Annotated in this window: 13 protein-coding genes and 2 tRNA genes; 10 read left to right on the top strand and 5 right to left on the bottom strand. The window is 64.2% G+C overall.

The annotated features are described in order from the left end of the window. Positions 1-110: 110 nt before the first annotated feature. From clpP to NCR93_RS06855, 7 genes are all read left to right on the top strand, one after another. Positions 111-764, top strand: a complete 654-nt coding sequence (clpP, locus tag NCR93_RS06825) for an ATP-dependent Clp endopeptidase proteolytic subunit ClpP (RefSeq protein ID WP_008349755.1) — start codon at positions 111-113, stop codon at positions 762-764. A 173-nt stretch (positions 765-937) separates the two neighbouring features. After that, on the top strand, positions 938-2209 hold the full coding sequence (gene clpX, locus NCR93_RS06830; protein ID WP_008349753.1) for an ATP-dependent Clp protease ATP-binding subunit ClpX: 1272 nt from the start codon (positions 938-940) through the stop codon (positions 2207-2209). A 186-nt stretch (positions 2210-2395) separates the two neighbouring features. Further along, positions 2396-4819, top strand: a complete 2424-nt coding sequence (gene lon, locus NCR93_RS06835) for an endopeptidase La (protein ID WP_008349749.1) — start codon at positions 2396-2398, stop codon at positions 4817-4819. 210 nt (positions 4820-5029) lie between these two features. Then, a complete protein-coding gene (locus NCR93_RS06840; RefSeq protein ID WP_279613068.1) occupies positions 5030-5362 on the top strand; it encodes an HU family DNA-binding protein in 333 nt (110 codons plus the stop codon). Between the two features lie 76 nt (positions 5363-5438). Further along, positions 5439-5514 (top strand) — tRNA-Val (locus tag NCR93_RS06845). A gap of 25 nt (positions 5515-5539) precedes the next feature. Next, positions 5540-5616: transfer RNA gene (locus tag NCR93_RS06850), tRNA-Asp, on the top strand. A gap of 254 nt (positions 5617-5870) precedes the next feature. After that, the gene (locus NCR93_RS06855) at positions 5871-7793 is read left to right on the top strand and encodes a SurA N-terminal domain-containing protein (RefSeq protein ID WP_175982914.1); all 1923 of its coding nucleotides are present in this window, start codon (positions 5871-5873) and stop codon (positions 7791-7793) included. 90 nt (positions 7794-7883) lie between these two features. Here the strand turns inward: NCR93_RS06855 and NCR93_RS06860 are convergent, their stop codons facing one another. Further along, the gene (locus NCR93_RS06860) at positions 7884-8225 is read right to left on the bottom strand and encodes a hypothetical protein (RefSeq protein WP_008349728.1); all 342 of its coding nucleotides are present in this window, start codon (positions 8223-8225) and stop codon (positions 7884-7886) included. A gap of 125 nt (positions 8226-8350) precedes the next feature. Further along, positions 8351-9022, bottom strand: a complete 672-nt coding sequence (locus NCR93_RS06865; RefSeq protein WP_175982913.1) for an arylesterase — start codon at positions 9020-9022, stop codon at positions 8351-8353. On the opposite strand from NCR93_RS06865, the gene NCR93_RS06870 reads away from it, so the two are divergent. Then, a complete protein-coding gene (locus NCR93_RS06870) occupies positions 9021-9722 on the top strand; it encodes an ABC transporter ATP-binding protein (protein ID WP_033535923.1) in 702 nt (233 codons plus the stop codon). The genes NCR93_RS06865 and NCR93_RS06870 overlap by 2 nt on opposite strands. A 50-nt stretch (positions 9723-9772) precedes the next feature. On the opposite strand, the gene pgi is transcribed toward NCR93_RS06870, so the two are convergent. From pgi to NCR93_RS06885, 3 genes are all read right to left on the bottom strand, one after another. Continuing rightward, positions 9773-11407, bottom strand: a complete 1635-nt coding sequence (gene pgi, locus NCR93_RS06875; RefSeq protein ID WP_175982912.1) for a glucose-6-phosphate isomerase — start codon at positions 11405-11407, stop codon at positions 9773-9775. Positions 11408-11610: 203 nt separating this feature from the next. Further along, positions 11611-13173, bottom strand: a complete 1563-nt coding sequence (locus NCR93_RS06880; protein ID WP_250532189.1) for an NAD(P)H-hydrate dehydratase — start codon at positions 13171-13173, stop codon at positions 11611-11613. A 67-nt stretch (positions 13174-13240) separates the two neighbouring features. Beyond that, positions 13241-14533, bottom strand: a complete 1293-nt coding sequence (locus NCR93_RS06885) for an FAD-dependent oxidoreductase (protein ID WP_175982910.1) — start codon at positions 14531-14533, stop codon at positions 13241-13243. A 456-nt stretch (positions 14534-14989) separates the two neighbouring features. On the opposite strand from NCR93_RS06885, the gene purL reads away from it, so the two are divergent. Together purL and NCR93_RS06895 are read left to right on the top strand one after the other, a co-directional pair. After that, positions 14990-19027, top strand: a complete 4038-nt coding sequence (gene purL, locus NCR93_RS06890) for a phosphoribosylformylglycinamidine synthase (protein WP_250532190.1) — start codon at positions 14990-14992, stop codon at positions 19025-19027. 224 nt (positions 19028-19251) lie between these two features. Further along, on the top strand, positions 19252-21708 hold the full coding sequence (locus NCR93_RS06895; protein ID WP_239295388.1) for a family 20 glycosylhydrolase: 2457 nt from the start codon (positions 19252-19254) through the stop codon (positions 21706-21708). Positions 21709-21710: the final 2 nt, after the last annotated feature.

Below are 21710 nucleotides of genomic sequence, written 5' to 3' on the forward strand. Positions count from 1 at the left end.
TCGGACTGACGGCTCGCACGCCTTTTTTGCATTAAAGTTGGGCGTTTGCATGCCGTTCTAGTGGATGTTCCTTTGTCGTTCAGTACCCTTATTCCGAACAAGGAAATTGCATGACCTTTCGCGCTGAATTGCTCGACACGTTGGCGTCCCACGCACCGCGGGATTTCGAAGCCCAGGCGCTCGGCCTCGTTCCGATGGTCGTGGAAACGAGCGGCCGCGGCGAGCGTGCCTATGACATTTACTCGCGTCTCCTCAAGGAGCGCGTGGTGTTTCTCGTCGGTGAAGTGAACGACCAGTCGGCGAATCTCGTCGTCGCACAGTTGTTGTTCCTCGAAAGCGAGAACCCGGACAAGGACATCAGCCTGTACATCAACAGTCCTGGCGGCTCGGTCTCGGCCGGCATGGCGATTTACGACACCATGCAGTTCGTGAAGCCGGACGTTTCGACGCTGTGCATGGGCCTCGCCGCAAGCATGGGCGCATTCCTGCTGGCGGCCGGCGCGAAAGGCAAGCGCGTCGCGCTGCCGAACGCGCGCGTGATGATCCACCAGCCGCTCGGCGGCGCACGCGGCCAGGCGTCGGACATCGAGATCCAGGCACGGGAAATCCTGTATCTGAAGGAACGTTTGAATCAGTTGCTGTCGCATCACACGGGTCAGCCGGTGGAGCGCATCGCGCGCGACACGGATCGCGACAACTTCATGTCGGGCGACGATGCGCAGGCTTACGGCCTCGTCGACCAGGTGCTTCACAAGCGTCCCTGAGGCGTCCGGAGCGGCGCCGCGCCGGCGCTCGGAGACGAAGCCGGCGAAGCGTGCGAAGTCGCGCATTGGGCGCCACGCCAAAACGCGCTCCGGCGGTCCTCGCGGGTGCGAATCTGCGTCGCGGAATCGAAGCGCGTATCATGTAACAAGAGTGTCCGGAGGCTTACACATTTATGGCGGACAAAAAAGGTTCCAGTAGCGAAAAGCTGCTGTATTGCTCGTTCTGCGGCAAGAGCCAGCATGAGGTGAAGAAGCTCATCGCTGGGCCGTCGGTGTTCATCTGCGATGAATGCATCGACCTGTGCAACGAGATCATTCGCGACGAGGCAGCCGGTGCGGCGGAGGAGGCCGGGCTGACCAAGTCCGACCTGCCGAGCCCGCAGGAAATCAGCGATATCCTCAATCAGTACGTGATCGGCCAGGAACGCGCGAAGAAAATTCTCGCGGTGGCCGTGTACAACCATTACAAGCGGCTCAAGCATCTCGACAAGAAGGACGACATCGAGCTGTCGAAGAGCAACATTCTCTTGATCGGGCCGACCGGCTCGGGCAAGACGCTGCTCGCGCAGACATTGGCGCGCATGCTGAATGTGCCGTTCGTGATCGCCGATGCAACGACGCTGACCGAAGCCGGCTATGTCGGCGAGGACGTCGAGAACATCATTCAGAAGCTGCTGCAGAATTGCAATTACGAAGTCGACAAGGCGCAGCGCGGAATCGTGTACATCGACGAGATCGACAAGATCAGCCGCAAGTCGGACAACCCGTCCATTACGCGCGACGTGTCGGGCGAGGGCGTGCAGCAGGCGTTGCTGAAGCTGATCGAAGGCACGATGGCGTCGGTGCCGCCGCAAGGCGGACGCAAGCATCCGAATCAGGATTTCATCCAGGTCGATACGACCAACATCCTGTTCGTCTGCGGCGGCGCGTTCGACGGACTGGAAAAGGTCATCACGGATCGCACCGAGAAGACCGGCATCGGTTTCGGCGCGAGCGTGAAGAGCAAGCAGGATCGCGACGCGGGCGAAGTGCTGCGCGAAGTCGAGCCGGAAGACCTGATCAAGTTCGGCCTGATTCCGGAGCTGATCGGCCGTCTGCCCGTCGTGGCGACGCTCGGCAAGCTAGATGAAGCCGCGCTGGTGAAGATCCTGATCGAGCCGAAGAACGCGCTCGTGAAGCAGTATCACAAGCTCTTCGCAATGGAGCGCGTCGAACTGGAAATCCGTCCGGCGGCGCTTCAGGCCATCGCGCAGAAGGCCATTCGCCGCAAGACCGGCGCGCGCGGGCTGCGTTCGATTCTGGAACAGGCGTTGCTCGACGTAATGTACGAACTGCCGACCATGAAGGGCGTTTCGAAGGTGATCGTCGACGACAACACGATCGACGGAGACGGCAAGCCGCTGCTCATCTACGAAGACGCACCGAAAGTAGCAGGATCGAACTGAAGCAGGCTGTGTGTCGGCGAAAGGCCGTTCATGGCGACGTGAACGGCCTTTTATTTTTGTCGGTTTATCTTGTGGACGTTACTGACGCGATCTTTGACTAACGACTTTTCCCTTCCGATAAAGGCTTGCAATAGCTCTGACCGGCCTTATTTACGACTGAACTGATTCCACTAATGGGGAAATGAAATGTCAGGAACCCAACTCCTCCCGCAGGAACGCATTACGCTGCCGCTGCTCCCGCTGCGCGACGTAGTCGTTTTCCCGCATATGGTGATTCCGCTCTTCGTAGGGCGGCCCAAGTCGATCAAGGCACTCGAAGCCGCGATGGAAGGCGGCAAGCACATCATGCTCGTCGCCCAGAAAACGGCGGCGAAGGACGAGCCGACCGAAAAGGACATGTACGAAGTAGGGTGTGTCGCCAACATCCTGCAAATGCTGAAACTGCCCGACGGCACGGTGAAAGTGCTCGTCGAAGGCCTGCAGCGCGCGAAAACGCTGTCGATCGAAGAGCAGGAAACGCAATTTTCCTGCGATGTGATGCCGCTCGAGCCGGATCACGCCGACAGCGCCGAAACCGAAGCGCTGCGCCGCGCGATCGTGTCGCAGTTCGATCAGTACGTGAAGCTCAACAAGAAGATTCCGCCGGAGATCCTGACGTCGCTGTCGGGCATCGACGAGGCGGGTCGTCTTGCCGACACTATCGCCGCGCATCTGCCGCTCAAGCTGGATCAAAAGCAGCACATCCTCGAGATGTTCCCTGTGATCGAGCGTCTGGAGCATCTGCTCGCCCAGCTCGAAGCCGAAATCGACATTCTTCAGGTCGAGAAGCGCATCCGTGGCCGCGTGAAGCGCCAGATGGAAAAGAGCCAGCGCGAGTACTACCTGAACGAGCAGGTCAAGGCGATCCAGAAGGAATTGGGCGAAGGTGAAGAGGGCGCGGATCTCGAAGAGCTCGAGAAGCGCATCGCCGCCGCGCGCATGCCGAAGGAAGCCAAGAAGAAGGCCGACGCCGAGCTGAAAAAGCTCAAGCTGATGTCGCCGATGTCCGCGGAAGCGACTGTCGTGCGCAACTACATCGACACGCTGATCGGCTTGCCATGGCGCAAGAAGAGCAAGGTCAACAACGACCTTTCGAATGCCGAGCGCGTGCTCGACGAAGACCATTTCGGTCTCGAAAAGGTCAAGGAACGCATTCTCGAGTACCTCGCGGTGCAACAACGCGTCGAGAAGGTGAAGGCACCGATTCTGTGCCTGGTCGGGCCTCCGGGCGTCGGCAAGACCTCGCTCGGGCAGTCCATCGCTCGCGCGACGAACCGCAAGTTCGTGCGTATGGCGCTCGGCGGCGTGCATGACGAATCCGAAATTCGCGGCCACCGTCGCACGTATATCGGTTCGATGCCCGGCAAGATTTTGCAGAGCCTCACGAAGGTCGGCGTGCGCAATCCGCTTTTCCTGCTCGACGAAGTCGACAAGATGGGCATGGATTTCCGCGGCGATCCGGCATCCGCGCTGCTCGAAGTGCTCGATCCGGAACAGAACCATACGTTCGCGGACCACTACATCGAAGTGGACTTCGACCTGTCCGACGTGATGTTCGTGGCGACGTCGAACTCGCTGAACATTCCGCCGCCGCTGCTCGACCGGATGGAAGTCATCCGCCTGTCGGGTTACACGGAAGACGAGAAGGTCAGCATCGCGACGCGTTACCTGTTGCCGAAGCAGAAGCGCAACAACGGCCTGAAGGACGGCGAGATCGACGTCACGGAGCAAGCGATCCGCGACATCATTCGCTACTACACGCGTGAAGCGGGCGTGCGTTCGCTCGAGCGTGAAGTATCGAAGATCTGCCGCAAGGTCGTGAAGATGCTGCTGCTCAAGAAGGCGGAAGGCGCCGTGAAGGTCGACGGCTCCAACCTCGACACCTTCCTCGGCGTGCGCAAGTACGACTTCGGTCTGGCCGCGAAGGAAAACCAGATCGGTCAGGTGACGGGTCTTGCGTGGACGGAAGTGGGCGGCGATCTGCTGACGATCGAAGCAGCGGTGATGCCCGGCAAGGGCGGCGTGATCCGTACGGGTTCGCTCGGCGACGTGATGAAGGAATCCGTCGAAGCGGCGCGCTCGGTCGTGCGTTCACGTTCGCGCCGGCTTGGCATCACGGATGAGTCGTTCGAGAAGAAGGACATCCACATCCACGTGCCGGAAGGCGCGACGCCGAAGGACGGTCCGTCCGCCGGTATCGCGATGACCACGGCGCTGGTGTCGGTGCTGACCGGCATTCCGGTTCGCGCGGATGTCGCGATGACGGGCGAAATCACGCTGCGCGGCGAAGTGCTGCCGATCGGCGGATTGAAGGAGAAGCTGCTGGCAGCGCATCGCGGCGGCATCAAGCTCGTGCTGATTCCTGAAGAAAACACGAAGGATCTGGCCGACATCCCCGACAACGTGAAGAACGCCATCGAGATCGTGCCGGTTCGCTGGATCGATCGGGTGCTGGAACTGGCGCTCGAACGTGCGCCGGAGTCGTTGCCCGAAGACGAAGCGAAGGCAACGCCCGTCGCAGCCGAACAGCAGAAGGACACGCCAGCAACGGGCGAAGTCGTGAAGCACTGAACGCTTGTCGCGGCACGGTTTTAACGCCGTGTTGCGTGAGCGAGGCTAAAAACCCGCGGGCAACCACCCGCGGGTTTTCTTTTAGCGCGCGGCTTTTCGAAGAGAACTTCTAAAACGCCCGAAGGCCGCGCCGAATAAGGCTCAACCCCGGTTGACACGTGTCTTTCGGCTAAGTTAAATGAGCGCCGCATCCAATCTTATCGAGATGCCATCCGCTTCGATGCCGGACCACATCGATTAAAACGTGCCAATACTGATTCGGGGATCACAATGAACAAGACGGAATTGATCGACCATATCGCGCAGCAAGCCGATATCTCCAAGGCCGCCGCCGGCCGCGCGCTCGATGCGGTCATCGGCGGCGTGAGCGCGACGCTGAAGAAGGGCGGCACCGTGACGCTCGTTGGCTTCGGCACGTTTGCCGTCGGCAAGCGCACCGCGCGCACGGGGCGCAATCCGCGCACGGGCGATGAGATCAAGATCAAGGCCGCGAAAGTGCCGAAATTTCGCCCTGGCAAAGCGCTGAAGGATGCGCTAAACTAGCGGACTCGCTGGATACTGACCTTCGCAAAACGAAGTCTGAATCCAGCAGCAGCGCAAACCGAGTGAATTGCGGACCGGGTGCTTAGCTCAGTTGGTAGAGCGGCGCCCTTACAAGGCGTAGGTCGGGAGTTCGAGCCTCTCAGCACCCACCAGGTCACAGTTCATTGCGCGCTACCCGGAGCGGTAGTTCAGTCGGTTAGAATACCGGCCTGTCACGCCGGGGGTCGCGGGTTCGAGTCCCGTCCGCTCCGCCAGATACGACAAGAAATCCCGTAAGCTTCGCGGCTTGCGGGATTTTTCTTTTGGCGCGTGCTCGTTAAGAATGCTAATCATTGCTTCGCGCCATTGAATGCTCGCTGGACGCAAACTTTCAACTGAAACATCGCCCGTTACGAAAAGGGGACGCGAGAATTTCACATCGGGCGGTGCAAATCCCGCCCGCCTTTCGCCTTTTCCTCGTCCACTGTTGTAATATCGAGCGTTTTGTTATAACCACGCAGCGCTACGCATGCTCGACTTCTTCCGTAATCACCAGCGCCTGATGATGGCTCTGCTGATCCTGATCATCGTGCCCGGTCTGGGCATGGTCGGGATTCAGGGCTTCAGCAACTATTTCGACGAAAGTTCCTACGTCGCCAGCGTGAATGGCCACAAGATCACGCGCGCCGAATTCGACAGCGCTTTCCGCCAGCAGGTGGACCGCGCCCGCTCGATGCTCGGTTCCCAATTCGACGCCAAGATGTTCGACACGCCCGAAGCGCGCGCCGCGATGGTCGATAGTCTCGTGCAGCAACGCGCGATGGCCGACGAAACGCAGCGTCTGCATCTGACCGCCTCCGACGACGCCGTGCGCCGGGCGCTGCTGAACGATCCGGTGATCTCGTCGCTCAAGAAGCCCGACGGCAGCATCGACCTCGATCGCTACAAGCAACTGCTCGCGATGCAGGGCATGACGCCCGCGCAGTACGACGAGCGCATGCGCTACACGATCGCGACCGGACAGATTCCGGGCAGCATTCAAGGCACGGCGTTCACGTCGAAGTCGCTCGCGCAAAGCCTGACCGAACTCGCGGAACAGAAGCGCTCGGTGCAGGGTCTGTCGCTGCGCGCGGCCGATTACACCGCGAAGGTCCAGCCGACCGACGCGCAACTCACCGCCTACTACGAAGCGCATCGCAACGATTTCGCGACGCCCGAAACCGCCACGATCCAGTATCTGCTGCTGTCGCCGTCGACGATCGCGGCCGCATCGAAGCCGAGCGACGCCGATCTCAAGAAGTACTACGACGACAACATCCAGCGCTATCGCACCGAAGCGCAAGTGCGCGCGAGCCACATTCTCGTGAACGCACCGAAGGACGCGAGCGCGGCCGACAAGGCGAAGGCCAAGCAGAAGGCCGAAGACCTGCTCGCGCAAGTCAAGGCGCATCCGGATCAGTTCGCGCAAATCGCGCAGAAGAACTCCGACGATCCCGGCTCTGCAGGCAAGGGCGGCGATCTCGGCTACTTCGCGCGCGGTCAGATCGCGGGCGGCAAGGCTTTCGACGACGCCGCATTCGGCCTGAAGAAGGGCGAAGTCAGCAATATCGTCGAGTCGGATTTTGGCTATCACATCATTCAGGCGACCGACGTGAAGCCTTCCGTCACGAAGCCGTTCGACGAAGTGAAGGACTCGATCGCGAAGGATTACGCGGCTCAACAGGGCACGAAGGGTTTCGCCGACGACGCGCAAGGCTTCACCGATCTCGTCTACGAGAAGGCCAAGTCGCTGCAGCCGGCCGCGGACAAGTACAAGCTGACGGTGCAGAGCGCAACGGTCGGTCCGAAGCCGAATCCGCAATTGCCGCAAGACAATCCGCTCAACAATCCGAAGTTCCTCGCGGCCGTGTTCGCGCCGGATGCCGTGAAGGACCGCAACAACACGCAGGCAATCGACGTCGGCAACAACACGCTGATCGCCGCGCGCGTCACCGACTACAAGGCCTCGACCGTTCCCGCGTTCGACGTCGTGAAGGACGACGTGCGCAAGAAGGTCGTCGCGGAAATGGCTGCGGCGATGGCGAAGAAGGAAGGCGAGGCGAAGCTCGCGGATCTGCAGAAGTCGAAGTCGACCGACGGCTTCACGTCGCCGATCACCGTCTCGCGCAATGACGCGCAAGGCTTGCCGCCCGTCGCGTTGAGCGCGATCTTCAAGGCGGATGGATCGAAGCTGCCGTCGTATGTCGGCGTCGATCTCGGTGCGGAAGGCTACGCGATTTATCGTGTGAACGGCATCGAGAAGGCCGCGCCGGTCGCCGCCGATCGTCTCGCCGGCGCACAGCAGCAAGTCGCGCAGGTCTACGCGCAGGCCGACATGGAGGCGTACCTCAACTCGCTGAAGGCTCGCTCGAAGGTCAAGCTGAGCCAGGCGCCGGCACCGTCGTCGAACTGATCGGCGCTGACATCATCGAAAAGCCCCGCTTCCGAAAGAAAGCGGGGCTTTTTTGCTTTGCTACGCCGCTACGAGACGGCAGCAGGATGCTTACAGGCAAGCCTGAATATCGCCGGTTGCCTGACTGCCGGCAGCGCCCGAGGCGCGGAAACCGACCCACGTACCGGAGCCCGAGCGCGCTGGCTGCACCACCGCGGCGGCGCCATTCGGCGGCTGCTGGCCGGGCACATAGACGTCGACGCCCTGATTGTTGGCGAGCGTGTTCTGCGACACGACCTGCTGCTGTGACTTTTCGGCCCACTTTTGCGCGATGCACTGCGCGACGACATTGGGCGCCTGCTTGCTCATGCCGACTTGTTGCACGTTGGCGGGCGGCTGTGCGGCACAAGCCGAGAGCGCGACGGCCAGGCCGAGGAGAGGGATAAGTTTCACGTGACCTCCTTGTAGAGTCGCTCACGAGACGAGCGGGTTATAAGAGTTACGCGAAAGTCTCAGATATCTGAATCGTGGCCGTGTTCCGCGTTGGTTCTGCAAGAGCTGTCGCGGCCGGCGTCGTCCTAATGCGACGCACTGGCGCCCAGCAAGGGTTTCAAGGTTGGCCAGACGTTTTCCAACAGCAAAGGCTGGGCCTGCACCGTCGGATGAATCTGGTCCGCCTGGAACATGGCGGGTCTGTCAGCGATGCCGGCAAGCAGGAACGGCACGAGCGGCACGTTCTTGTCCTTCGCGATGCGCTCATAGACGGCGTGGAACTTTTGCGTATAGTCCGGGCCGTAATTGGGCGGGACGTACATGCCGATGAGTAAAACCTTCGCATGCGCGGCCTGCGAGGCATCGACGATGCTGCGCAGATTCGTCTCCGTCGTCGCGAGCGGCACGCCGCGCAGCGCATCGTTCGCGCCGAGTTCGACGATCACGACCGCGGGCTTCAGGCGAGAAAGCACCGCGGTCAATCGTGCGCGCCCGCCGCTCGTGGTGTCCCCGCTGATGCTCGAATTGGCGACGCTATAATCGAAACGCTCCTTCGCAAGCTTGTCGCGCAAGAGGTTGACCCAGCCGGTGTCGCGCGGCAGGCCGTATTCGGCCGACAGGCTGTCGCCCAGCACGACGATCGCGGGCTTCGGTTGCGCTGCGGCTTGCGCATCGGCGGCATGCGCTGTCGCCGAACATGCCGCCATCAACAGGATCGCCGGCACGAGGCCGCGCAAGTTAATTTTCAGAGTTTCCATGCAAAACAATATCGAGCCGGTCATCGAAGTTCGGGGGTTAAGCAAGCGAGTGAAGGACGCAACGGGCGAGCTCACGATTCTCGATCAGATCGATCTGTCGATCGCGAAGGGCAGCAGCGTCGCGATCGTCGGTGCATCGGGCTCGGGCAAGTCGACATTGCTCGGCCTGCTCGCCGGATTGGACAGCGCGAGCGAGGGCTCGGTTCGTCTGCTCGGCAAGGAGCTGTCGAACCTGAACGAAGACGAACGGGCCGCGCTCAGAAGCGGCGCGGTCGGCTTCGTGTTTCAGTCGTTCCAGTTGATGCCGCATCTGACCGCGCTCGAAAACGTGATGCTGCCGCTCGAACTGCGCGCCGAGATGCCTCACGGCGAGATCGCGGCGCGCGCCCGCTCGCTTCTCGATCAGGTCGGTCTCGCGCAGCGCACGGGCCACTATCCGAAGCTGCTTTCCGGCGGCGAACAGCAGCGCGTCGCGCTCGCGCGTGCCTTCGTCACGCATCCGGCCGTGCTCTTCGCCGACGAACCCACGGGTAGCCTCGATGCCGCCACGGGCTACGCGATCATCGACCTGATGTTCGAGATGAACCGCCGCAACGGCGCGACGCTCGTGCTCGTCACGCACGACGCCGAACTCGCCGAGCGCTGCGACGCGACGGTGACGATCGAAGCGGGGCGGCTCGTCAACGGCATCGGCGTATAAAAAAACCCGCGACGCCGAAGCGCCGCGGGCCACCTTCTTCAACGCGCGCTTCAGCGCTTCAAAGCCTCACGCGCACGCGCGATCAACGCGGATGTCGACGAATCGTGCTTGGCCGGATCGGCGCTCGCGGCGGTGATATCGGCCTCGACGACCTTGCCGAGAATCTTGCCGAGCTCCACGCCCCACTGATCGAACGAGTTGATGTCCCACACCGTGCCCTGCACCAGCACCTTGTGCTCGTAGAGCGCGATGAGCGCGCCGAGCGACTGGGGCGTGAGCGCGTCGAGCATGATGGTCGTCGTCGGACGGTTGCCGGGGAAGCTCAGATGCGTCGCCAGTTCCTCCTTGCCCGGACCCGCGACCTTCTTCGCTTCTTCGAGCGTGCGGCCGAGCATGAGCGCCTCGCTCTGCGCGAAGCAGTTGGCGAGCAGCTTCGCGTGATGATCGACGAGCGGATGCTCCGGCGTCAGCACGGCGATGAAGTCGATCGGAATGATCGTCGGCCCTTGATGCAGCATCTGGAAGAACGCGTGCTGGCCGTTCGTGCCAGGCTCGCCCCAGATCACGGCGGCGGTCGGGTAATCGACCATCTTGCCGTCGAGACGCGCCGACTTGCCGTTGCTCTCCATTTCGAGCTGCTGGAGATACGAAGGCAGATAGTGCAGCGCCTGCGAATACGGCGCGACGAGATCGCTCTGCGAACCGAAGAAATTGCGATACCAGATGCCGATCATGCCCATCAGCACCGGCAGGTTCTTGTCGAGCGGCGCGGTGCGGAAGTGCTCGTCCATCGCGGCCGCGCCTTGCAGCAGCGCGTCGAAATTCTGCGGACCCACCGACAGCATGATCGACAGCCCCACCGCCGACCACAGCGAGTAGCGTCCGCCGACCCAGTCCCACATCTCGAAGACGTTTTCCTTCGCGATGCCGAACTTGACCACTTCAGCCGGATTCGCCGACACGCCGACGAAATGCTTCGCGAGCTGATCTTCGGGGCAGCCGGACTTCAGGAACCAGTCGCGCATCGAATGCGCGTTCGTCATCGTCTCGAGCGTCGTGAAGGTCTTTGAGACGACGATCGCGAGCGTTTCTTCGGCGTCGACTTGCTGAAGGACGTTCCAGAGATCCGCGCCGTCGACATTCGATACGAAATGCGTGTCCAGATCCTTCGACGCCAGATGATGCAGCGCGTGCACGACCATCTTCGGCCCGAGATCCGATCCGCCGATGCCGATATTCACAACATGGCGAATGCGCTTGCCGGTATAGCCCGTCCACGAGCCGTCGCGAACCTTGTCGGCGAAGGCGGCCATCTTGGCCTTTTCCTTCTGCACCTGCTCGTGGAAGGGCGCATCCGGCGACTGCGCGCGCAGCGCGGTATGCAGCACGGCGCGATGTTCGGTGATGTTGACGATATCGCCACGGAACATCGCGTCGCGGCGTTCGGTGACTTTCGCCTGCTGCGCGACTTCGACGAGCAGCTTGAGCGTTTCGTCCTTCACGCGGTTCTTCGAAAAGTCGATGGCGAGGCCGCCGCCCGCGAAAGTGAGGCGCTCGGCGCGCGTCGGCGCGGTGTCGTTCTGCGGCGCGAACCAGTCGCGCAGGCGCTCGCCGGAGATGGCATCGTAATGCGTCTGGAGCGCCGACCAGGCAGGAAGCGAGTTGAGCATCGAGTTTTGGGTCATGAGCGGTCCGTTAGTCTGAAGGTGACAGAGGAATACGTTCGTGCGATTGCGGCTCGCCTGCCTGTGCGTCGTGTCTGGTGAACGCGACTGAAGCAGATGTGAGCGGCCGCGGTTGCCCGAATCAAAAAAGAGTATAGCGACGATGCATGAACGGATGCTTGCAAAGCGTCACGGCGGCCTTGCAATGGGACGCGCGAAAACCGTCAGTTGCGCGCGTGCTCCGCGTAAAAGCGGCGGTTGATGAGACTTCGCACGACGGGCGCGAGTTCTCCGGCAGTCAATCCGGCCGGGCCGATGCCGCCGTCGCTGAGCGTCTGCGCGGCGAGGCCGTGCAGCCAGACGCCCGCGAGCGCCGCTTCGTATGCAGGGAGCTTCTGCGCGAGCAATGCTCCGATCAATCCGCCGAGCACGTCGCCGGTGCCGCCCGTGGCGAGTCCCGCGTTGCCGGTCGGATTGACGGCGACGCGGCCATCGGGCGAGGCGATCACGGTGCCGGAGCCCTTGAGCACCGCAATGGCCGCATAGCGCGCGGCGAGCTGGCGCGCGGCCGTGATGCGATCGGCCTGAACCGTTTTCGCGTCGGTTTGCAATAGACGCGCGGCTTCCAGCGGATGCGGCGTGAGGATGCACGGATCGCCCTGCGCGCCGCGCGCCGCGACGGCGGAGGCGAGCGCGTCGTCTTTCGCGACGAGATTGAGCGCGTCGGCATCGAGCAATTTCGGGACATCGAGCTTCAGCGCGTCGGTCAGCACCGTTTTGGCGCGCTCGCTCGAGCCCATGCCGCAGCCGATGGCGAGCGCGTCCATCCTGTCGAGCGCGAGGTCATCGACGTGATGCAGCATCAGCTCGGGATGCGGCGGATCGTAAGGCGGAAAGCCTTCGCCCAGAAACGCGACGTGCACCTTGCCCGCGCCGCCGTAGAGCGCCATGCGCGCGGCGAGAACCGGCGCGCCGCACATGCCGGTATCGCCGCCGACCACCGCGAGCGAGCCGAACGTGCCTTTGTGGGTCGCGTTGTCGCGTGGCGGCATGCATGCGCCGAATAGCGCGGGCGCGTTGAGCACGATCGACGGCGCCGCGCTCGCATCGACTTCCAGCGTCGAAACGAAAAGGCGTCCCGTCAGATCGCGGCCCAGCGACGTGAAATGCCCCGGCTTCGCGCCGATGAAGGTGATCGTGTCCGTTGCGCGCACGGCTTCGCCGCCGTTCACGGGCGAGCCGGTGTCGCTGTTCAGGCCGCTCGGGACGTCGAGCGCGAGCACGCGCCCCGACGCGCGCGCGCGCCGCGTCATGCGCGCGGCGATTTCCGCGAACACGCCTTCGAGCGGCCGCGTGAGACCGATGCCGAACATGCCGTCGACGAGCCAGCCGACGCCGTCGAACGAGGCGGGCGGCTTGTCGTCGATCGAGACGCCGGCCGCGCGCGCCGCGTCGAGCGCCCAGCGCGCGTCGTCGGGCTTCACTTCGACGGGCATGCACACGCGCACCGGAATGCCCGCGCGATGCAGGCGCTCGGCCATCACGAGCGCGTCGCCGCCGTTGTTGCCGGGGCCGGCCGCGAGCCACACCGGCAACGCACGCGAATCCGGATCGTGCTCCAGCGCATCGATGACGCATTGCGCGGCGGCCGCGCCCGCGCGCGCCATCAGCGTATGCGGCGGCAGCGCGGCGGCTGCGCGCGCTTCGAGCGTGCGCAGCTCGGCGAGCGTCAGAAGCGTGAGCGGATCGTCTTTGGGAGTGAAATAGGGCGAGCGGGCAGCGGTCATGGCGGCGGGCGGGAAAGCGCTTTGGAAACCCGGCGTCCGCAGCATTCGTGCCCGTCGCAGCGCGCTGCTAGAAGCGTTCGGGGCTCAGCGCGGCAAGGGTATCGGCGGGAACATCGGGCGTAACGCCGGAAACGAGATCCGCGATCACTTTAGCAGACCCGCACGCGAGGCCCCAGCCCGCCGGGCCGTGCGCGGCGTTCACGAAAAGCCGCGGATGGCGCGTCGCGCCGACGAGCGGCAGGCCGTCGGCGGTGACGAGGCGCAGCCCTTCCCACGCGCGCGCAGCGGAGACGCGCGCCGCGCCCGGAATCCAGTCGTGCGTGCCTTGGCCGAGCAGATCGAGCGCGCGGCGCGAGAGCGAGGCGTCGAGCGGCTTGTCGGCCTTGGACGCGCTCCGGAACACGCCCGCGCCGCCCACGCGCAGCCGCTGGTTGATGCGCGTCATCGTGATGCGCTTGATCGAATCGACGACCGTCAGATGCGGCGCGCGCTCCTCGTACGCGACGGGCGCGGTGAGCGTATGCACGCGCAGCGGAAAGAGCGACGACGCCGACTTGGAGCCGCCGATGAGCCCCGGCGTGCCCGTGCCCGCCGCGACGACGATGGCGTCCGCCGTGATGAGCTCGACATCGGCGCTGCGCTTTTTGCCTTCGTGGGGACCGGCGAGCTGGACGGCCGCGCGGCCATCGTCCAGACGCAGCGACGCCACCGCGCGATGCATGCGGAACTGCACGCCGCCGTCTTCGAGCACCTGCTTCAGTTGCTTGGTGAAGAGCGGGCAGTTCGCGGTGCGCTCGTCGGGCAGCAGCACGCCGCCCGCGAATTCCGGGAAATCCGGCACGGAAGGCTCGATGGCGACGCATTCCTCGGGCGTCAGCAGTTGATGCGCAACGCCGCAACTTCTGAGCAGATCAATGGCCGGCTGCGCGTCTTCGAGCTCGCGCGGCTGCCTGAAGACGTGCAGCACGCCGCGGCGCTGCTCGAAATCGAGTTCCAGCCGGCTTTCGATGTCCGCGAGCACGCGCCGCGACACATCGACGAGCGGCTGCAGATGCGCGTACTGCGCCGCGAACGCCTCGGGATCGCGCAGCGTCGCGAGCTGCTTCAGAAAATCGCGCGCGGCCGAGTCGAAGCCGGTCTTGACCACCATGCCGCTTTGCTTCGAGCGGCTCGACGCCATGAACGTCGGCCCGAACCAGACATCGAGCGGCGAGGGCAGCAGCGCGCCGCCCTGGCCGTAGGTGGCGCCTTGCGCGACGGTCGCGTGGCGCTCGACCACGCACACGCGATGACCGGCCGCATGTAATTGACAGGCGGTGGCGATGCCGGCGATTCCTCCGCCGATGACGATGACATCCATGACTTTTTGTGCCCGAAGGCGCGAGATTGCAGTGCGGCGTGACGCTCGGGCACGGACGCCCGGCTGCTGCGTTGACGGTGAAACGACAGGCTGGCGGCGTGATTCGGCACGCGCCGTACCCGAAGAAAGCGCGCCATGATAGCGCCAAAATCGTTTGCGGGGGACGGCGAGCCGGGCGCTCATGTGGCCCGCGGCACGCTCGATCCCCGATGGCCGGCCCGGCGCGGACAATTTCGGGATGCGCGACGATCCGTTTCGCGTCGCCGCTGCACCGTGGCGCGCCACGCGGACGGACCGCCCCGGCCGATTTCGAGACGCTTCCGGGTTATAATCGCGGTCTTCCTTTCGCCTCACGCCGTTTAGCGTGCTCGAGTCCGAATTTGCGAATATCCGGTTTGCAAAAAGCGATCGAGCGTCGCGCGAGCGGCACACAGACGTCATCGACGCACCGTCACAATGGCCCACTTCTCGTGTTTCCCCGGCGCTTCGGCCCTCTCCGATTTCCGTCAGACCCGCCTTCTCGAAACGCTCGCCCGCATCGACGCGAACATCGTCGGCGTGCGCGGCCAGTTCCTGCATTTCGTCAACGCGTCCGAGCCGCTCACCGACGATGACAACAGCCGCATCGCCGCGCTGATGCACTACGGCGCGCCGTCCGCGGACTCGAAAGAGCGCGGTCATGTCGAGACGTTCATGGTCGTGCCGCGCTTCGGCACGGTCTCGCCGTGGGCGAGCAAGGCGACCGACATCGCGCATCACTGCGGCCTCGAGAAAGTGCGTCGCATCGAGCGCGGCGTCGAATTCTCGGTCGTCATGAAAAGCGGCTTCCTCGGCGGCAAGAAGGCGCTGTCGGACGAAGCGCGCGCGGCCGTCGCGGATGCGCTGCACGACCGCATGACGGAAAGCGTCGCGGCATCGCGCGACCAGGCGCTGCATCTCTTCGACGAGCTGCCCGCGAAGCCTTTGCAGACCGTCGACATCATCGGCACGGGCCGCCGTGCGCTCGAGGCCGCGAACGCCGAGCTCGGCCTCGCGCTCGCGGAAGACGAGATCGACTATCTCGTGAACGCGTTCGAGAGCCTGAAGCGCAATCCGACCGACGTCGAACTGATGATGTTCGCGCAGGCCAACAGCGAGCATTGCCGCCACAAGATCTTCAATGGCGAATGGACCATCGACGGCGAAAAGCAGGACTTGTCGCTGTTCCAGATGATCCGCAACACGGAAAAGCTGAATCACGCGGGCACGATCGTCGCGTATTCGGACAATTCGGCGATCATGGAGGGCGGCGTCGCGGAACGCTGGTTCCCGCGCGGCGCCGACGAGCAGTATCGGCGCAACGTGGAATTGACCCACACGCTGATGAAGGTCGAAACGCACAATCACCCGACCGCGATTTCCCCGTTCGCGGGCGCGGCGACGGGCTCGGGCGGCGAAATCCGCGATGAAGGCGCGACGGGCCGCGGCGCGCGTCCGAAGGCCGGTCTCGCGGGCTTCACCGTGTCGAACCTCGATCTGCCCGACGCGCGCGAAAAGTGGGAAAACGACCGCGACGCCGCCGTGCCGCTCACGCAACGCAATCCGTCCGACGAGCACGCGCCGTATGGCCGCCCGGACCGCATCGCGTCGCCGCTGCAGATCATGATCGACGGCCCGATCGGCGCTGCCGCGTTCAACAACGAATTCGGCCGCCCGAACCTCGGCGGCTATTTCCGCACCTACGAGCAGAACGTCGCGGGCCGCGTGCGCGGCTATCACAAGCCGATCATGATCGCGGGCGGCATCGGCAATATTTCGGATCAGCACACGCACAAGCTCGACCTGCCGGCCGGCACGCTCTTGATCCAGATCGGCGGGCCGGGCATGCGTATCGGCATGGGCGGTGGCGCGGCATCGTCGATGGCGACGGGCGCGAACACCGCCGAACTCGATTTCGACTCGGTCCAGCGCGGCAATCCGGAAATCCAGCGGCGCGCGCAGGAAGTCATCAATACGTGCTGGCAGTTGGGCGAGGGCAATCCGATCCTGTCGATCCACGACGTCGGCGCGGGCGGCATCTCGAACGCGTTCCCGGAGCTCGTCGATGGCGCGGGCAAGGGCGCGCGCTTCGAGTTGCGCAAGGTTCAGCTCGAGGAAAGCGGTCTGTCGCCGCGCGAAATCTGGTCGAACGAGGCGCAAGAGCGTTACGTGCTGGCGATTTCGCCCGCCGATCTGCCCGCGTTCCAGGCGATTTGCGAGCGCGAACGCTGCCCGGTGGCGGTCGTCGGCGTGGCGACGGACGAACGTCAGCTGAAGCTGATCGACGACGCCAACGAAGGCCAGGAACCCGTCGACATGCCGATGGACGTGCTGCTCGGCAAGCCGCCCAAGATGCATCGCGATGTGAAGCGTGAGAATGCGCAATTCACGCCCGTCGACGTGACGGGTCTGTCGCTGTCCGAAGTCGCTGTCGACGTGCTCAAGCATCCGACGGTCGCGAGCAAGTCGTTCCTCATCACGATCGGCGACCGTTCGGTCGGCGGCACGACCGCGCGCGACCAGTTCGTCGGTCCGTGGCAGGTGCCCGTCGCCGATTGCGCGATCACGACGATGGATTACGCGGGCTTTCGCGGCGAAGCGATGACGATGGCCGAGCGCACGCCGCTCGCCGTCATCGACGCGCCCGCGTCCGGCCGCATGGCAGTGGGCGAGGCGGTGACGAACATCGCGTCCGCGCCGATCGAATCGCTCAACAAGCTGAAGCTCTCCGCGAACTGGATGGCCGCGTGCGGCAGCGCCGGCGAAGACGCCGCGCTCTACGACACCGTTAAGGCGATCGGCATGGAACTGTGCCCGGCGCTCGGCATCAGCATTCCCGTCGGCAAGGATTCGCTGTCCATGCGCACCAAGTGGCAGGACGCACGCGGCGGCGCGCGCGAAGTGGTGTCGCCGGTGTCGCTCATCATCTCGGCGTTCGCGCCGGTCGAGGACGTGCGCCGGCATCTCACGCCGCAACTCGTCGACGATACCGACACGGTGCTGATCTCGATCGATCTCGGGCGTGGCCGCAACCGCATGGGCGGCAGCATTCTCGCGCAGGTCACGCAGCAGGTCGGCGACGCAGTGCCCGATGTCGACGATCCCGAAGACCTCAAGCGCTTCTTCGCGGCGATCCAGGCTTTGAATGCCGATGGCAAGCTGCTTGCCTATCACGACCGCTCGGACGGCGGCCTGTGGGCGACGGTCTGCGAAATGGCGTTCGCGGGGCATGTGGGCGTGTCGCTGAACATCGACATGCTGACGCTCGACGCCGATCACGAATCCGATTACGGCGACGCCAAAGACTGGGCCAAGCAGACGAGCGGCCGCCGCGACGACCGCACGATCCGCGCGCTGTTCTCGGAAGAGCTCGGCGCAGTCGTGCAGGTGCGCGCATCGGATCGCGACGCGGTGCTCGGCGCGCTGCGCGAACACGGTTTGTCGGCGTGCTCGCATGTGATCGGCAAGCCGAACCGGAGCGGCGCGGTCGAAATCTATCGCGACGCGAAGAAGATTTTCGATGCGCCGCGCGTCGAGTTGCATCGCGCGTGGAGCGAAGTGAGCTGGCGCATCGCGCGTCTGCGCGACAACCCGGCCTGCGCCGACGCCGAATACGACGCGCTGCTCGACGCCGCCGATCCTGGCATCGCGCCGGTGCTGACCTTCGATCCGGCGGAAGACGTCGCTGCGCCGTTCATCGCGACGGGCAAGCGTCCGCGTGTCGCGATCCTGCGTGAACAGGGCGTGAACTCGCATCTGGAAACGGCATACGCATTCGATCGCGCCGGCTTCGATGCACACGACGTGCACATGAGCGACCTGCTCGAAGGGCGCGCCACGCTCGCCGATTTCGCGGGCGCGGTCGCGTGCGGCGGCTTCTCGTACGGCGACGTGCTCGGCGCGGGCGAGGGCTGGGCGAAGACGATCCGCTTCAACGCGAAGCTCGCCGACATGTTCGCGGCGTTCTTCGCGCGTCCGGATACCTTCGCGCTCGGCATCTGCAACGGCTGCCAGATGATGTCGAGCCTCGCGTCGATCATCCCGGGCGCGGAAAGCTGGCCGAAGTTCACGCGCAACAAGTCGGAGCAGTTCGAGGCGCGTTTCTCGCTCGTCGAAGTGCAGAATTCGCCGTCGATCTTCTTCGCGGGCATGGAAGGCTCGCGCATTCCGGTGGCGGTCGCGCACGGCGAAGGTTTCGCTGACTTTTCGCAGCAAGGCGATCCGGCGCAGGCGCTCGTCGCGATGCGATACGTCGATCATCGCGGCAATGCGACGGAGCAGTATCCGTTCAATCCGAACGGATCGCCGCAGGGCATTACGTCCGTGACGACGCCCGATGGCCGCTTCACCGTGCTGATGCCGCACATGGAACGCGTGCATCGCAACGTGCAGATGAGCTGGACGCCCGACGACTGGACCACCGACGGCAGCCCGTGGCTGCGCGTGTTCCAGAACGCGCGACGCTTCCTCGGCTAATCGCGCATCGTCGCATGGCTGGACCGAACACCCCGAAGCTGACGCTTCGGGGTGTTTTTATTTTTGAGCCCGTTCCATAACACTGCCTTCCGGCAAATATCCCAAAATAATCAACGCGTAAGTTGCGGGTATAGTGCTTCGGCGCGTCGCGAGGCGCGTTCGACCACGGAGGAGAAATGAGGCAGTTGCCATCAAAATATTTAGGTATACGGAATTTATTGGCGATGACGGTCATCGCGTCGTCGTGTCTCGTCGCGGCGTGCGGCGACAGCTCGGATTCGGGTTCGGCCAATCTCTCGCCGACGGCGCGCGCGGCGGCGCTCGGCGAGAACCTGATGGTGCGCGTGGACATCGACGGCAACGATGCCGCGAAGTCCGGCACGAACTGCGCCGATCTCGGCGCCGACTGGGCCAGTTGCGCGCGCGGCAAGCTGATTCTCGAAAACACCGGCAGCCGCAGTCTCCCGGCAGGCGGCTGGACGCTGTACGTGCACAGCATCCGGCGCATTTTGATGGTGGAACATCCGGCGTTCGCGTGGAAGCACGTCACCGGCGATCTCTACGCGCTGACGCCGCGCGCGGGCGCTTTCACGCTCGGCGCGGGCGAGCGCATCGAAGTGCCGTTCGTCGGGGAGTACTGGTATCAGCGCTACAGCGATCTGTTGCCGCGCGCGTATGTCGTGGCGGACGGCAATGCGGCGCCTGCCATCCTCAAGCACAACGATACCGACGATGAAACCCGCTACGTCGATCGCATTCCGCCGATCGCGGACGACGCAGCGGCATTCGCCGCAACGCCCGCGCAAGTGCAACGCGCACGCGCCGAAGCCGCGTTGCCATCGGCGCAGCAGACCGCCGCGCGCGCGGTGCCGGCGGTGCTGCGTTCGACGGCGGGTGAGGGCGCGACGCAGGTCGGCGGAATCGATTTGTCGGCGTCCGGTTTGACATCGTCGCAAGTGGCGGCGCTCACGTCGCGCGCGGCGACGCTCGGTCTGACCGGCGCGGCCGTGCGCGTGAGCGGGCAGATCGCCGGAGGCGCATTGCCGGCCGATATCGCGCGCGCGGGCGGTTATCGGCTGACGATCGCGCAAGACGGCGTGAAGATCGACGCCTTCGATGCGGGCGGGCTGTTCTACGGCGTGCAGACCTTGCTCTCGCTTACGCCCGCGGGCGGCGGCAGCGTGCCGGCGATGACCATCGAAGACGCGCCGCGATACACGCATCGCGGCATGCACGTCGACGTCGCGCGCAACTTCCGTCAGCCCGCCACGTTGCGCCGTCTGATCGACCAGATGAGCGCATACAAGCTCAACCGGCTACACCTGCATCTCACCGACGATGAAGGCTGGCGCATCGAAATCCCCGGTCTGCCGGAGCTGACCGAAATCGGTGCGAAGCGTTGCCACGATCTCACGGAAACGCAGTGCCTGTTGCCGCAGCTCGGCTCCGGTCCCGACAATCGCTCGGGCGGCGGCTATCTGAGCCGCGCCGAATATGTCGCGCTGCTTCGTTATGCGGCGGATCGCTTCGTCGAGATCATTCCGGAAATCGACATGCCGGGCCACGCGCGCGCCGCGGTCGTGTCGATGGAAGCACGTTACCAGCGTCTTGCGGCGCTCGGCAACAAGGCGGCCGCGAACGCGTACCGTCTGCTCGATCCGGCCGATACATCGAACACGACGACCGTCCAGTTCTACGACCGCCGCAGCTTCCTGAATCCGTGCTCGGACGGTGCGCAGCGTTTCGCATCGAAGGTGATCGGCGAAGTCGCGTCGATGCATCGCGAAGCGGGCGCACCGCTTTCCGTGTGGCACTTCGGCGGCGACGAGGCGAAGAACATCCTTCTCGGCAGCGGTTTCCAGCCGCTCGACGGCACCGATCCCGGCAAGGGCCGCGTGAACCTCGCGTTGCAGGACAAGCCGTGGGGACGCTCGCCGCAGTGCGCGGCGATGATCGCGTCGGGCAAGGTTGCATCCGTCGACGAACTGCCGTCGATCTTCGCGCGCCAGGTCAGCCAGATCGTGCGCGCGAACGGCATCGGCACGATGGCCGCGTGGCAGGACGGCATCAAGCACGCGAACGGTCCGCAGGATTTCGCGACGTCGAACGTGATGGTGACGATGTGGGACACGATCTTCTGGGGCGCGTCCGACACCGTGCAGACGCTCGGCAGTCAGGGCTACAAGACGGTGCTCGCGCTGCCGGATTATCTGTACTTCGACTTCCCCTATGCCTTCGATCAGCGCGAGCGCGGGTATTACTGGGGCTCGCACGCGACGGACAGCTTCAAGACGTTCTCGCTCGCGCCTGACAATCTGCCGCAGAACGCGGAGATCATGCCCGATCGCGACGGCAAACCGTTCGAAGTGACGAGCGCTGGACCGGCGCCGCGTATCGAAGGCATTCAGGGACAAGCCTGGGCGGAAGTGATGCGTACGGATCAGCAGTTCGAGTACATGGCGTATCCGCGCTTGCTTGCGCTTGCGGAACGCGCGTGGCATCGGGCCGCGTGGGAACGTCCTTACGTGCAGGGCGAGCGCTACAAGCTCGGCGACACCGACAAGGTCGACAAGGCCGCGCTCGCAGCGGACTGGGCGGGCTTCATGAGCGTGGTGCAGAACCGCGAAATGGCGAAGCTGACGCGCTCGGGCGCGGTGGTCAGGACGAAGCTGGGCGGTTGACG

Source organism: Caballeronia sp. ATUFL_F1_KS39, from assembly GCF_023630985.1.
Lineage (GTDB): Bacteria > Pseudomonadota > Gammaproteobacteria > Burkholderiales > Burkholderiaceae > Caballeronia > Caballeronia zhejiangensis.